9 protein-coding genes and 2 tRNA genes are annotated in these 12330 nt (G+C 62.4%); 5 read left to right on the top strand and 6 right to left on the bottom strand.

Annotated elements, in window-relative coordinates; genetic code table 11:
* Positions 1-50: 50 nt before the first annotated feature.
* Positions 51-1259, top strand: coding sequence for a pyridoxal phosphate-dependent aminotransferase (locus C1O66_RS21965; protein WP_102770138.1), 1209 nt, complete (start codon positions 51-53; stop codon positions 1257-1259).
* A gap of 49 nt (positions 1260-1308) precedes the next feature.
* On the opposite strand, the gene C1O66_RS21960 is transcribed toward C1O66_RS21965, so the two are convergent.
* Positions 1309-3462, bottom strand: coding sequence for a hypothetical protein (locus tag C1O66_RS21960; RefSeq protein WP_102770137.1), 2154 nt, complete (start codon positions 3460-3462; stop codon positions 1309-1311).
* Positions 3463-3685: 223 nt separating this feature from the next.
* Between C1O66_RS21960 and C1O66_RS21955 the strand changes: the two genes are divergently transcribed.
* Positions 3686-4390, top strand: coding sequence for a Crp/Fnr family transcriptional regulator (locus tag C1O66_RS21955; RefSeq protein WP_102770136.1), 705 nt, complete (start codon positions 3686-3688; stop codon positions 4388-4390).
* Positions 4391-4411: 21 nt separating this feature from the next.
* Here C1O66_RS21955 and C1O66_RS21950 read toward each other — a convergent pair whose 3' ends face one another.
* Positions 4412-5155: a hypothetical protein gene (locus C1O66_RS21950; protein WP_102770135.1), complete on the bottom strand. Its 744-nt coding sequence runs from the start codon at positions 5153-5155 to the stop codon at positions 4412-4414.
* Positions 5156-5236: 81 nt separating this feature from the next.
* Here C1O66_RS21950 and C1O66_RS21945 point away from each other — a divergent pair, with 81 nt between their 5' ends.
* The gene (locus tag C1O66_RS21945; protein WP_102770134.1) at positions 5237-5929 is read left to right on the top strand and encodes a glutathione S-transferase N-terminal domain-containing protein; all 693 of its coding nucleotides are present in this window, start codon (positions 5237-5239) and stop codon (positions 5927-5929) included.
* Positions 5930-5985: 56 nt separating this feature from the next.
* Here the strand turns inward: C1O66_RS21945 and C1O66_RS21940 are convergent, their stop codons facing one another.
* The 4 genes from C1O66_RS21940 to C1O66_RS21925 all read right to left on the bottom strand — a co-directional run bounded on the left by C1O66_RS21940 (position 5986) and on the right by C1O66_RS21925 (position 9953).
* The gene (locus tag C1O66_RS21940; protein ID WP_133155328.1) at positions 5986-6597 is read right to left on the bottom strand and encodes a hypothetical protein; all 612 of its coding nucleotides are present in this window, start codon (positions 6595-6597) and stop codon (positions 5986-5988) included.
* A gap of 832 nt (positions 6598-7429) precedes the next feature.
* A tRNA-Arg gene (locus tag C1O66_RS21935) sits at positions 7430-7506 on the bottom strand.
* 183 nt (positions 7507-7689) lie between these two features.
* Positions 7690-9678 (bottom strand): OPT family oligopeptide transporter, encoded by a 1989-nt coding sequence (locus C1O66_RS21930; RefSeq protein ID WP_102770132.1) that lies wholly within the window; start codon positions 9676-9678, stop codon positions 7690-7692.
* Positions 9679-9876: 198 nt separating this feature from the next.
* Positions 9877-9953, bottom strand: a tRNA-Pro gene (locus C1O66_RS21925).
* 335 nt (positions 9954-10288) lie between these two features.
* On the opposite strand from C1O66_RS21925, the gene trxA reads away from it, so the two are divergent.
* A complete protein-coding gene (gene trxA / locus C1O66_RS21920) occupies positions 10289-10618 on the top strand; it encodes a thioredoxin TrxA (protein WP_102770131.1) in 330 nt (109 codons plus the stop codon).
* Positions 10619-10880: 262 nt separating this feature from the next.
* A complete protein-coding gene (gene rho / locus C1O66_RS21915) occupies positions 10881-12146 on the top strand; it encodes a transcription termination factor Rho (protein WP_102770130.1) in 1266 nt (421 codons plus the stop codon).
* Positions 12147-12330: the final 184 nt, after the last annotated feature.

The following is a 12330-nucleotide window of genomic DNA, read 5'->3' as shown; positions in this document are numbered from 1 at the left end:
CTTGATCTCAGTCGGGCCCGGCCGCTCGACTGTCTGCCCCGCTCTCGACCATGAATGCACCGACATCGCCCGGCAGCCTGACCCTGCCCACGCCCCTGAACAGCCGCCTGCCCCAGGTGGGCGCCACCATCTTCAGCACCATGTCGGCCTTGGCTCAGGCCCATGGCGCGGTCAATCTGGGCCAAGGATTTCCCGACTTCGACTGCGACCCCGCCCTGATCGAGGCCGTGCATGCCGCCATGCGTGATGGCCACAACCAGTACCCACCCATGCCCGGCGTGCCCGCACTGCGCCAAGCGGTGGCCACCAAGCTGCAGGCCACGCACGGCCAAGCCTATTGCCCTGAGCGCGAGATCACCATCACCGCCGGCGCCACCCAAGCCATCTTGTGCGCCCTATTGGCCATCGTTCATCCCGGCGATGAAGTGATCGTGCTGGAGCCCTGCTATGACAGCTACGCCCCCAATATCGCGCTGGCTGGCGGCGTGCTCGTACGCGTGCCCCTGGACCCGGAGACCTTTCGCCCCGATTTCGATCGCATCCGCGCCGCGTTGACCCCCCGCACGCGCGCCCTCATCATCAACACTCCGCACAACCCCAGTGCCACGGTCTGGAGTGATGCCGAGATGCGCAACCTTGCCGACTTGCTGCGCGGCAGCCAGGCACTGTTGATCAGCGATGAGGTCTACGAACACATGGTCTATGACGGGCAAGCGCATCAAAGCGTCGCCCGTTTTCCGGAGCTGGCCGCTCGCAGCCTGATCGTGTCCAGCTTCGGCAAGACCTTCCACGTCACCGGCTGGAAAGTCGGTTATGTCGCCGCTCCCGCGGCCCTGAGCGCCGAGTTCCGCAAGGTACACCAGTACACGGTGTTCTCCGTCAACACGCCGGTTCAGCTGGGTCTGAGCCGCTATCTGGCCGACCCACGTCCCTATTTGGATCTGCCCGCGTTTTACCAGCGCAAGCGCGACCATTTCCGCGCAGGCCTGGCGCAATGCCGGCTGCGCCTGCTGCCCAGCGAGGGCAGCTATTTCCAGTGCGTGGACTACCGCGAGCTTGAGGCCGGACGAGCACTCAACGACGCCGAGTTTTGCCAATGGCTGACACGAGAAGTGGGCGTGGCGGCAATTCCAGTGTCGGCTTTCCATGCGGACAAGCAAGACCAGGCGCGGGCCAGCCAAGACAAGATCATTCGCTTTTGCTTCGCGAAAAAAGACGCGACCCTGGATCGCGCACTGGCCTTGCTGCGGCAGCTCTGAGCTGGTGCGCCAAGGCCCGGGCGCGACAGAAACTCAGAAACTCAGAGAATCAGAAACGGCTGGGTGCGCTGATGCGCGACGCGGCGGCGTTCGGGTCATCCAGCGAGATGTCAACCTCCAGCGCATGCTGAGGGCCCGGCATGGCCTTGCCCTGCCAGATCATGGTGGCCATCAATTCATGGCCGTCGCCCGCCGTTCCAACCGCAGACGAAGCGTCGCCGTCCAGAGGCAAGAAGAGATCGATTTCTTCGCCGCGCACCTCATGTTCGGAGCGATCACGGGCCACACTGTAGAGAAACAGCAACTCACGGTAGGCCGGCAAATCGAAACCCTGCCCTTGCGCACCACCACGCGAAAGCAGTTCCTGCACCAGGGCCATGCTGGCGGCCGCATCGGCCCAGCGACCCTGGATGCGCTGCAAGTCGGCAGGGTAGGCCTCCAAATCACGCCCCAGGTTGAGATCGGCGCCCCAGGTAGGCGCCAAGGCATCAAACCGCTTGGCAAAGGCCGCAGCCACCTGTTGAAAGCGCGGCTCCTGACCTTGGCGCTGGTGGATCTCCATCAGCTTCAAATACGGCAAGGCGCTGGCGCCGCCGAAATCGATGCGGGCCTGCAGCAACTCCACAGCGGCATCACTCTGCCCCAGCACCAGGAAGAACTCGACCTGCTGTTCCAGGTCGATCAGTTCCTCCACGGTCACATGATCGGTGCCGACCGCAGTGACGTTCAAGGGCACGGGCGCGGTGAAAGCACCGGTGTCATTGACGAAATTGGCCGGCGTGTCCAGCAACTGAATGCTCAGAGGCTCCGACGCTGACTCGTCCGCCAGCGGCATGGGGGCAGACAGGAAGTCGTCGCCTGGATCGCCCATTGCATCGTCTACCGCATCTTGAGGCGGCAAAGTGATGGTGCGCTCATCGATCGAACTGAGGTGCGCCGCTGCCGGCATGGCGCCCGTGGCCGAAGCCCAAGCGCTGGGCGGAGCAGAGGCCGCCACTCCAGAAAGCGCGGACGCAGGGCTGACAGGGGTCAGGTCATGCCCGTCCAGGCCGGGCCGATCAGCGCCGCCAGTCCGGGATGCCTCGCTGGGTGCAAGTCCCACGTCAGGCTCGCGCGCATCGATCTCATCTGGCGACTTCCCTGCACGGCCGGCAGTCCACCAAGCCGCATCGCGTTCGGCGCGCTCCTGGCGTCGGCTGTTCCAGAGAAAAGCACTCAGGCCCGCCAAGCCCAGGCTCAATGCAGCCAAGCCCCAGACGGCGGGCTGCGGCCCTTCATCCGGCGGCGCTGCCTCCAACTGCGTGCGCAAGGCCTGCACCTTGGCACGGCTGCCCTGGTTGTCTTGCTGCAGCCGGTTGAGCAGCTCTTCGAGCTGACGCAAACGCAGCAGCGCCACCTCGGCAGCCGCGATCTGGGCCAAGGGCGACTCGGCGGCCTCATCGGCATCCGGGGCATCCAGGCGCAAACGAGGCGTTTCGCCAATCTTCAGACTCACGGTACGCAAGGTTGAGCTGGCCTTGCCCTGAGTCGGCCTGGCCGTTGCCGTCCGCACAACGGCCGCATCGGCCTCAGGCGCTGAGGGCAGCTTGACTTTCGAGCCCGACGCAACTCTCGATGAAGGCGCGACAGGTCCGGTCGCGCCAGGCGCCGGGGCCATGCGAGCGCTTGAACCGAGCAGTTCCTCGGGGCGGGCGCCGGCGGCAGCCATGGCGGCCCGCATGGCCGGCGTGTACTGAGGCGCCCGCACAGCAGCAGCGGCTTGATTGAGGCCGCGTGCTCCTTGATCCAATCCCGGCGGATCGATGAAGGCCGTGTACTGGCGCTTCAAGACCGACGGACAACCCAGACTCAGGTTGACATGCACCAGAGGTTCATTGATAGGCACCGGGCTATAAAGGCGCACAGCTCGCACCGCGCCTTCACTTTCACCTTCCAGCACCACCTGCACCAGATGCGGCGGCAAGCGCGCCTCACCCGCATAGACCTCAGCCTGCACGCACTCGGGGGTCAGACGCTCACCCGCCTTCAACAGCACAGGAAAGGCCAGATTCAGCGCCTGCCCCAGGGCTGATTGCGTCAGCGGACTGTCCACGCCCAGGGCCTGCACCGGGCCACACAGACCCAGGCTCACACCGAGCAGCAGTGGCGCGATGGATCGGGGATGGCGCCAGGTGAAGGTGGGCGGTGCGGGTACTCGGTCCATGCCGGGGGGAAATGTTGTTTGACTCACTCTAGCACGCAGCATCGCCCGCACTGCGGGACAAAAGCGCGAAACAAACCGCCTTCCCAGGCCATTTCCGCAGGCGACGCAAGTGCCTGGGTTTTCCATGCCATTTCCGTTTTGAGACCATCCCGACACCAAGCATCTGCTCATGGACAATCAGTCATCCGACGACAAACTCTTGTGGTCACGACAGCGGCACAGCATGAACAGCACGGTCCTCACACAAACAGAACGCAACAACATCGAATCGGGCCCGTGGTTCTCCAAGCTCTCCGCCGCCTTGCGCGAGGACATCCTTGCTCGCGCCTCGGTGCGCCGCCTCAACGATGGCGCCCTGCTCTCCTGCCGTGGCGAGCCGGCCGAGGAATGGATGGCGGTCGCCAAGGGTGCCGTGCGCGTGAGCTCGGTGTCACTGGCGGGAAAGCAGATTGCACTGACCTATGTCGAGCCGGGCACCTGGTTCGGAGACATCGCCTTGTTCGACGGGCTGCCACGGACCCACGATGCCAGTGTGCATGGAGAAACCACCTTGCTGGTGATCCGCAAGCCCGATTTCCGCGAGCTGCTGCAGCGCCATACCGAGCTCTACGATGCGCTGCTGCGCCTGAACTGCCGCCGCCTGCGCCTGATGTTCGACATGGTGGAAGACCTGAACACCCGACCCCTGGCCTCGCGGCTGGCCAAGCAAATCATCTTCCTGGCTCGCTCCTACGGCGAGCCTCAGGGCGAGGAAACCCGCATCGGCCTGCAACTGGCGCAAGAAGACCTGGCCCAGCTGCTGGGGGCGTCGCGCCAGCGCGTGAATCAAGAGCTCAAGAGCTTCGAACGCGAAGGGGCTGTGCGGGTCGAACCCACGCGCCTGGTCATGCTCAGCCGCGACAAACTCCTGGCCATTGCCAATCGCTGAACAGCCTCTGCGGCCCTGCACTCAGGGCCGTGACAGGTCTTCCTCCGGCCGCGAAGACTGCCAGGCGATCGAGGTGGTGGTCGGCCATGGGCCGCTTTCAGACAAGCGACCATTGACACGCTGAGCCTCCCGGCCCGCGACTTCCAGCAACTTGAGCAGGCCCTGGATGGCAGGCAAGCTGGGCTGGTCCATGGCCGTGCGCAGGTAGGCATTGCCACGCAGGGTCATGATCACGACGGGGTGCCCTTCGGGCAGCAAATCCTGACTGGCCTGGGCCAGGGCTTCACTGAGATCGCCATCCAGCCAGGCGGCGGTCAGGTCTTTGTTGACGCCGATGGCGCCAAAGCGCTGACGCACCAGCTTGGAGCTGATCTGGCCGAGCTTGGGGAACATCACCAGCCAGCGCATCTCCTCCGGCGTGTCGGTGTCGACACGGGTCTTGAGCGTGTCGGTGTAGGCCTCGAACACGGTGGACTCCAGCGACTCCATCAGCTGGCGGCACAGCACCATCATCTGCAGATCGCTGTGCAGGCGCAGCTCGCAGCGAATGCGCAGCTCCGAGCCCTTGATGTAGCCGCGCTGGGAGTCCCCCCACTCGATGCGCAAGCTGCCGGGCAGGGCTTTGGGCTGCTCGATCACGAAGCCGCGGCCGTCTCGGGTCAAGCGGAACTGGGCATTGCGGCTCTCCGACCAATCGTGGATGGGCCGCCAGCGGGCGGCATTGGAGCGGGCAACGAACCAGTGTTTGACTTGCTTAAAAAACATGAGCTAGCACAATGCGGCGAACGCCAGAACAGCGTGACGATGCGCCTTGCATCGACCGTCTGGCCAAGGTGGAGAACCCAAATGATCGAAGTGTATTCATGGCCTACACCCAACGGCCACAAGGTTCACATCATGTTGGAAGAATGCGGACTGCCCTATCGGGTGATCCCCGTGGACATCGGGGCGGGCGCACAATTCGAGCCCGCCTTTCTGGCCATCAGCCCGAACAACAAGATCCCCGCCATCCAGGACAGCGAAGGCCCGGACGGGCGGCCGATCAGCCTGTTCGAGTCGGGCGCCATCCTGCTGTACCTGGCCGGCAAGACCGGGCGATTTCTGCCCGCTGACACGGCCGGCAAGTACGAGGTGTTGCAGTGGTTGATGTTCCAGATGGGCAGCGTCGGCCCCATGCTGGGTCAGGCTCACCACTTTCGCATCTACGCCCCGGAGAAAATCGCCTACGCGATCGAGCGCTACAGCAAGGAAGCGCAGCGCCTGTACGGCGTGATCGACAAGCGTCTGGCTATGAGCCGCTACATCGGCGGGCCGGCTTACAGCATTGCCGACATGGCCATCTTTCCCTGGCTGCGCAGCTGGAAAAACCAAGGCGTGCAGATGTCGGACTACCCCCATCTCAAGGGCTGGTTTGACGAAATCGCTGCGCGGCCGGCAGTGCAGCGCGGCGTGGCCGTGCTGGAAACCCAGCGCAAGCCCTTGATGGACGACAAGGCCCGCGAAATGCTGTTCGGGGACACCCAGTACCGCCGACATTGATGCCTGCTTCGTCTGGCACACAGAGCCGGACGCACTCCTCATGCATCTCATGAACCTCAAGGTCCTGGCGCCGAGACAGCGGCGGGAGCGGCAGCGGAGCTGGCCCCAGCACCTGTGCGTGAGGCCGGCACAAAGGACTGCAAGAACTCATCGCTCATGGTGCGCGCCAGCAACTCCGGACGCAGGCGCTCGAGATTGCGCTGATTGAGCTCAAAGCCACGTTCGTTGGTGTAGAGCGGCGCCCCGATGCTGAGGCCTTCGCCCGAAGTCCGCGGCCCCTTCATCCCCTGCAGGGGATACAGACGCAAGCGGGCCTTGAACGAAGACGACTCGACATCGGCGAACACGGTGGTTTCCAAGACCTGGCCGCAACCGAGGCGCTGTGCTTCGTCCAGCAACAGGCGCGCATTGCGCGCAAGATCCAGCGCCGAGACCTTGAGCACCAAGGCATGAGCGGTGTGGCGAGCCTGATTGAGTGCATCAACCACCTCGCGGTTGAAGCTCAGATTGAGCTGATCCCAATGCTCATTCTGGGCAGCCTGCGTGGGTTCGAAATTGCGCCCATGCCCGAACACCAACACACAGGACCCTGGGCCGGTGCCCAATACCGGCGCTGCCGCGCCGCCATCCTGCGCCCAAACTGTAGTGGCACCGAACAAGATGGCCATCACTCCGAAGAACCGAGCCGCTCGGCCGGCTTTGGCAGCACGCAGGGCGAGGCAGGTGTGTCGGGTGATTGGCAAAGCAGTCATGGCAAGGCAGGCACGGCAGTCACGGAAGCATGGGCAAGAACAAACGCAATCCCGTGTCGAAGCGGACGCGCACAGCCCGCGGGCTGGACAGGGCTGCGGAGTCTAACAACGGAATGCGACGGAGCTAGGCACTTGAAGCTTCAGCCGGCGCCTTCTCTGCCCGGCTTGAAGTCTTGAATCGGATCCTCACTGCATGGTGTTCGATCCAAAAAAGCAAAGCGGCGTCCAACGAGGACGCCGCTTGCTCACAAGGAGTCACATGGCATGCAGACTGAGACGAATCTGCACTGCGCTCCAAGCCATTCCCCAAGGTTGCGAGAACAGCATTTGCAGCCGCACTCACTCCCCCTCCAGCGTACACATCGTGGTGCCGCTATTCCCTCGTTTTGTGGACTCTACTTTACGTTTGGTAACGCGCAGGATGCAATCCTTGCAACGCGAAATCTCTGGCCCAAATGCAGGAAATCAGCGTTAAAGCGGGAATTCAAAGGAAAGCAAGGTTCAGGAAAACCCTAGAACGCCGGGAACAAGCGTGATTCAAAAAGATGCGCCAGCTTGTCAGCCCGCAAATCCATTCTTGCTTTGCAAGGCAGCGTCGCTGGCTTCGAAACAAGAACAGTACAGGAGCGAAACATCGCAAGATCCGCCCGCTTCAGCCACTGAAACCGCAATCAGCCCGGCACGCCAACGCGGACATCCACCACACAGGAAGGGGAGTGCGGCGCAACATGGCTGCGAGAAAGAAGATTGGCCCGACCAGCAAGAATCGAACTTGCAACCGCCCGCTTAGAAGGCGGGTGCTCTATCCAGTTGAGCTATGGTCGGTCGACCAGGGCACGGCGCCGATCGACGCCAACCCTGGCAAGGAGCCCCGGCAAGGCTGCCACGAGGCCACCCAAACAAATTGAGGTCTGAGCTGTAGCAGTACCCGAATCGAGGCTCCGGGGGCCGCGATTGTGCCATGGGCCTGGGAGGCCGCGCGAGTGCGCCGCCGCCGAGGCCCCACCATCAATTCATGATCACATTGACGATGGAGTTGCCAATTCCCATCAAGGCCGCGCCCGAGATCAGGCCCGCACAGATCGGTTCGCAACCTTCCACCCAAATGCGGTGACCGGGGCTGCTCACACTCTTGTGGCGCAGGCCCATGACCCAGAACAGCATTGCACCCACCCACATGGCAAACACCGACTCGGGCGGCAACACCACGCCCAAGCCAATGGACACAGCCGACAGCGGGAAGCGGCCCTTGGTGACGATGCGCAGCACCTCGATGACGATGGCGCTGATGGCTGCCACAGCCATGGCAATCAGAGCCGAGGTCGGGAAGCCATTGAAGCCGCGCGCAATCAACTCGGCCACGCCCTTCCACTGCAAGGCGCCCGGCATGGCGAACTGCTCAGACACCAGGGTCGAGACCGAGCGCACGCCGTTGGCATCGGCCGGCAAGAAGAGCAGGAAGTACAGGGGCACACAGGCCAGCAAGCCCGCGAAGATGCCGATGATGTGACCAATGGCCTGGTGGCGCGGCTTGCCGCCGAGCATGTAGCCCGGCTTGATGTCCGACAGCAGATTGGCGGCGTTGGAGGCAATCTCCGAGGTCATGCCGGCCGGCAGCAAATTGCTGGCGGGATTGGTCCGGTCGATTGCGCCCATGGTGAACTGGGTGATCTTGGACAGGGCCCCGGTCGGCGTCCACGAGGTCAAGGCCATCGAGTTGGTGCAGATGACCGTCAGCACAAAGATCAAGGGTAAGGACACCAAGGCCAGGAACATGGGCACACCAAAGAACAGGTGCGTGACCCAGGCGCCCAGCACGCTGAACACGGGAACGCCGACATAGGAGATCCACAGCGGCACTTCGATACCGGCCAGCAGATCCGGGCCCGTGGACGCCACAGCCGCGCCCTTCTTCTTGCCTTTGAACAGACTGGTGATCAGCTCAGGTTTGGCCAGCAGGCTGGTCAGCGAGCCCACCACCATGATGGTGACCCCCCACCACAGCGACCACTGGTTGACGATCTCGGCGCGCGAAAGCGGCACCAGTGCCCCACTGGGCGACACGCGCGGCGCAATATCGCCGAGCTGAATCATCATCGGTGCAAGGATGACGAAGTTGATGAAGGCACCGAGCAAGCAACTGGTTGCGATCGCAATGCCCATCAGACCGCCGACACCGATCATGGCGGCGTCCAGCGTCAGGCGCAGGCCCAAGACGCGGAAATCCGTACCCAGAATCTTCGGGATCCACCACTCCGCCTTGGCTGCGGCTTGGTAGTAGTAGGTGTCCAGACGTTCATGCAAATGCCAAGGCTCTTTCATGCCGGCCCACTGATCCATGCGCAGGATCTTGAACTGGATCAACTTCATCCAGCCATCACTGACCACGGCTTGATAGAGCGCAGTGCCACCGGCCACCAGGGTCAGCAAACGCGCCTTGAACACACCCGTCGCTGCGTCGCCCATGTAGAGCGCATCCAGCACCACGCCGCTGGCACGGCCCTCGGGAAAAGGCAGCTGATCTTCATTGATGAAGCGCCGCTTCATGGGGAAAGCCACCAGCACGCCAAGAATGGATGTCACTGCCATCCAAATGATCATCTGCCACCAAGGAATGATGCGGCCCGTGATCAACATATAGGCTGCCAAGCTGGTGTAGAGCGGCGCCACCACATAGCCCGCCGCAGTCGCGATCGACTGCGTGCAGTTGTTCTCGAGGATGGTGTAGTCCTTGGCCAGACCCGAAGCGTGCAAGGCCCGAAACAAGCCAAACGACAGAATCACCGCGGTCAGCCCCACGCCGATGCCGATGCCGGTCTTGCCGCCCACATAGAGCGCGGTGGCTGCCAGAACGGCGCCGAGCAAGAAACCCGTCAGGGCAGATCGCAGGGTCAGCTGCGGCATGTCGCCGCGGAAGATGTTCTTGAACCACCACTCGTCCTTTTGGGCGCGAGTCCAGGTCTGGATTTGCTCTTCGGTCAGTTGTTGGATAGCCATGGCATCAAGTCATGTTGAAGGGCGGGCTCGATCAAGCCCAGTCGCGCGCAATTCTGTGGTTTGAGCTGCGGCCGGAGAAGTCGCGCTAACCCAGGGCGCACAAACCCCGGTGTCAAATACGACTGCCTTACCTTTCTCCAGCACAAACAAAAAACCCGCTGCAAACTCACGCTTGCAACGGGTATTCGATAAGGATCTTGGTCGGGGCGGCGGGATTCGAACTCGCGACCCTCTGCTCCCAAAGCAGATGCGCTACCAGGCTGCGCTACGCCCCGACGAAGACGGCCATTCTAGCCTGGATTTCAAGCGCTCCCGAGAAAACTCCAAAACTTCTTCCGGGCCACTGCAAGCAACACGCCATTGCCGAATTCATGCCCCCCAAAAAACCTCCGAGTTGTTTTCACGTTAGCGACCCAGCAGCCAAGGATCAGAAGGCAAGCGCAGAACACAAGTCGTTGCGCTGATTCGCGAGCACGTGAAGCCGACCGTTCCACCATGGCCCCATCGTCACGACCCCAAGTCCTTTGTGTCAAAATCCAACGACACTCAAGTCAGCCACGTCTGGCCTTTTTGTCGGCAGCCCTGCCGAGACCCCGTCCAAGGACACTCCATGAGCAGCGAACTGATCAAACACATTTCCGACGCATCCTTTGACGCCGATGTGATCCAAGCCGGCAAGCCCGTGCTGGTGGACTACTGGGCCGAATGGTGCGGCCCCTGCAAGATGATTGCCCCCATCCTGGACGAAGTGTCCAAGGACTATGGCGATCGCCTGCAAATCACCAAGATGAACGTGGACGAAAACCGCGAAGTGCCCGCCAAGTTCGGCATCCGGGGCATCCCGACCCTGATGCTGTTCAAAGACGGCCAGCTGGCCGCCACCAAGGTCGGCGCTTTGTCCAAGGCCCAATTGACGGCCTTCCTGGACGCTAACCTATAATCTCCTTCAATCTGTTGCCGGGGACATATCGAATCCTCTCGGTTTCCTGGCTCCCGGCAACAGTGAATTGCCAACACGCCCTGGCCGCATCGACGGCTCTGGCGCGTGGACTCGGCGCCCAAGCTCCCTCGTTTTTTGTTTCGCGGTTTCGCTGACTGATTCTGTGCCGTTGGCGTGGCTTGCAGGGCAATGTGCGCTTGCCGCTGAAGTTTTAAGTCCCCGGTCCTTGGCAGGACCCTGACGACCTACCGGGTGTTCACCCATGCATCTTTCCGAACTGAAAGCGCTTCACGTCTCCGAGCTCATCAAGATGGGCGAGGCGCTGGAGATCGACAACGTCGCTCGCATGCGCAAGCAGGAGTTGATGTTTGCGATCATGAAAAAGCGCGCCAAAGCCGGCGAACAAGTGTTCGGCAACGGCGTGCTCGAAGTGCTGCCGGATGGCTTTGGCTTCCTGCGATCCATCGACGACAGCTATATGGCGTCGACCGATGACATCTACCTGAGCCCCAGCCAGATCCGCCGCTTCAACCTCCACACCGGCGACATGATCGAAGGCGAAGTGCGCGTGCCCAAGGACGGCGAGCGCTACTTTGCCCTGGTCAAGGTTGACCGCGTCAACGAACTGACGCCCGAGGAGAGTAAGCACAAGATCATGTTCGAGAACTTGACGCCGCTGTTCCCGCGCGAACAGTTCAAGCTCGAACGAGACAACTTCAAGGGCGAAGAAAACGTCACCGGCCGCATCATTGACCTGATCGCGCCGATCGGCAAAGGGCAGCGCGCTCTGATTGTCGCCCAGCCCAAGACCGGCAAGACCGAGATGATGAAGAGCATCGCGCATGCGCTGGTCGCCAATCATCCCGAGTCTCACCTGATCGTGCTGCTGGTGGACGAGCGCCCCGAAGAAGTGACCGAGATGATCCGCACCGTGCGCGGTGAAGTGATCAGCTCCACCTTCGACGAGCCCGCCGCCCGCCACGTGCAGGTGGCCGAGATGGTGATCGAGCGCGCCAAGCGCCTGGTCGAGCTCAAGAAGGATGTGATCATCCTGCTGGACTCCATCACCCGCCTGGCTCGCGCCTACAACAACGTCCTGCCCTCCTCCGGCAAGGTGCTGACCGGCGGCGTGGACGCCAACGCCCTGCAGCGCCCCAAGCGCTTCTTCGGCGCTGCGCGCAAGGTGGAAGAAGGCGGCTCGCTGACCATCATCGGCACTGCGCTGATCGACACCGGCAGCCGCATGGACGAAGTGATCTACGAAGAGTTCAAGGGCACCGGCAACTGCGAAATCCATCTGGATCGCCGCATGGCCGAAAAGCGCGTCTACCCTTCGATCTTGATCAACAAGTCCGGCACCCGCCGCGAAGAACTGCTGCTCAAGCCCGAGATCCTGCAAAAGAGCTGGATCTTGCGCAAGCTGCTCTACAACATGGACGAGATCGAGGCGATGGAGTTCGTGCTGGACAAGATGAAGTCCACCAAGAACAACCTCGATTTCTTCGACATGATGCGTCGCGGCGGTTGATTCTCCAGCCCCTGCCGGCGCAGGGACGGCCGCGGCATGCTGCGGCGGTGGACACCCGGCCCGCTGGTTTCGGTGGGCCGACGGGCACCTTCAAACGGTCGCCCTGAAAAATTTTGCTACAATCCGCGTTTTTGTCGCTGTCGGAAAGTGCGTCGCATGGTGCGACATGGCTCCCGGCACGTCA

It is taken from the genome of Paucibacter aquatile (assembly GCF_002885975.1).
Taxonomy (GTDB): Bacteria; Pseudomonadota; Gammaproteobacteria; order Burkholderiales; family Burkholderiaceae_C; genus Paucibacter_A; species Paucibacter_A aquatilis.
Note: the sequence above shows the minus strand (reverse complement) of the source record. Positions and strands in the feature narration are given on the sequence as shown.

What these genes read in the sequence shown, in the direction of transcription:
- C1O66_RS21965 (WP_102770138.1), top strand. Translation starts at nt 51, where the DNA reads ATGAATGCACCGACATCGCCCGGCAGCCTGACCCTGCCCACGCCCCTG.
- C1O66_RS21960 (WP_102770137.1), bottom strand. Translation starts at nt 3,462, where the DNA reads ATGGACCGAGTACCCGCACCGCCCACCTTCACCTGGCGCCATCCCCGA.
- C1O66_RS21955 (WP_102770136.1), top strand. Translation starts at nt 3,686, where the DNA reads ATGAACAGCACGGTCCTCACACAAACAGAACGCAACAACATCGAATCG.
- C1O66_RS21950 (WP_102770135.1), bottom strand. Translation starts at nt 5,155, where the DNA reads ATGTTTTTTAAGCAAGTCAAACACTGGTTCGTTGCCCGCTCCAATGCC.
- C1O66_RS21945 (WP_102770134.1), top strand. Translation starts at nt 5,237, where the DNA reads ATGATCGAAGTGTATTCATGGCCTACACCCAACGGCCACAAGGTTCAC.
- C1O66_RS21940 (WP_133155328.1), bottom strand. Translation starts at nt 6,597, where the DNA reads ATGGCCATCTTGTTCGGTGCCACTACAGTTTGGGCGCAGGATGGCGGC.
- C1O66_RS21930 (WP_102770132.1), bottom strand. Translation starts at nt 9,678, where the DNA reads ATGGCTATCCAACAACTGACCGAAGAGCAAATCCAGACCTGGACTCGC.
- trxA (WP_102770131.1), top strand. Translation starts at nt 10,289, where the DNA reads ATGAGCAGCGAACTGATCAAACACATTTCCGACGCATCCTTTGACGCC.
- rho (WP_102770130.1), top strand. Translation starts at nt 10,881, where the DNA reads ATGCATCTTTCCGAACTGAAAGCGCTTCACGTCTCCGAGCTCATCAAG.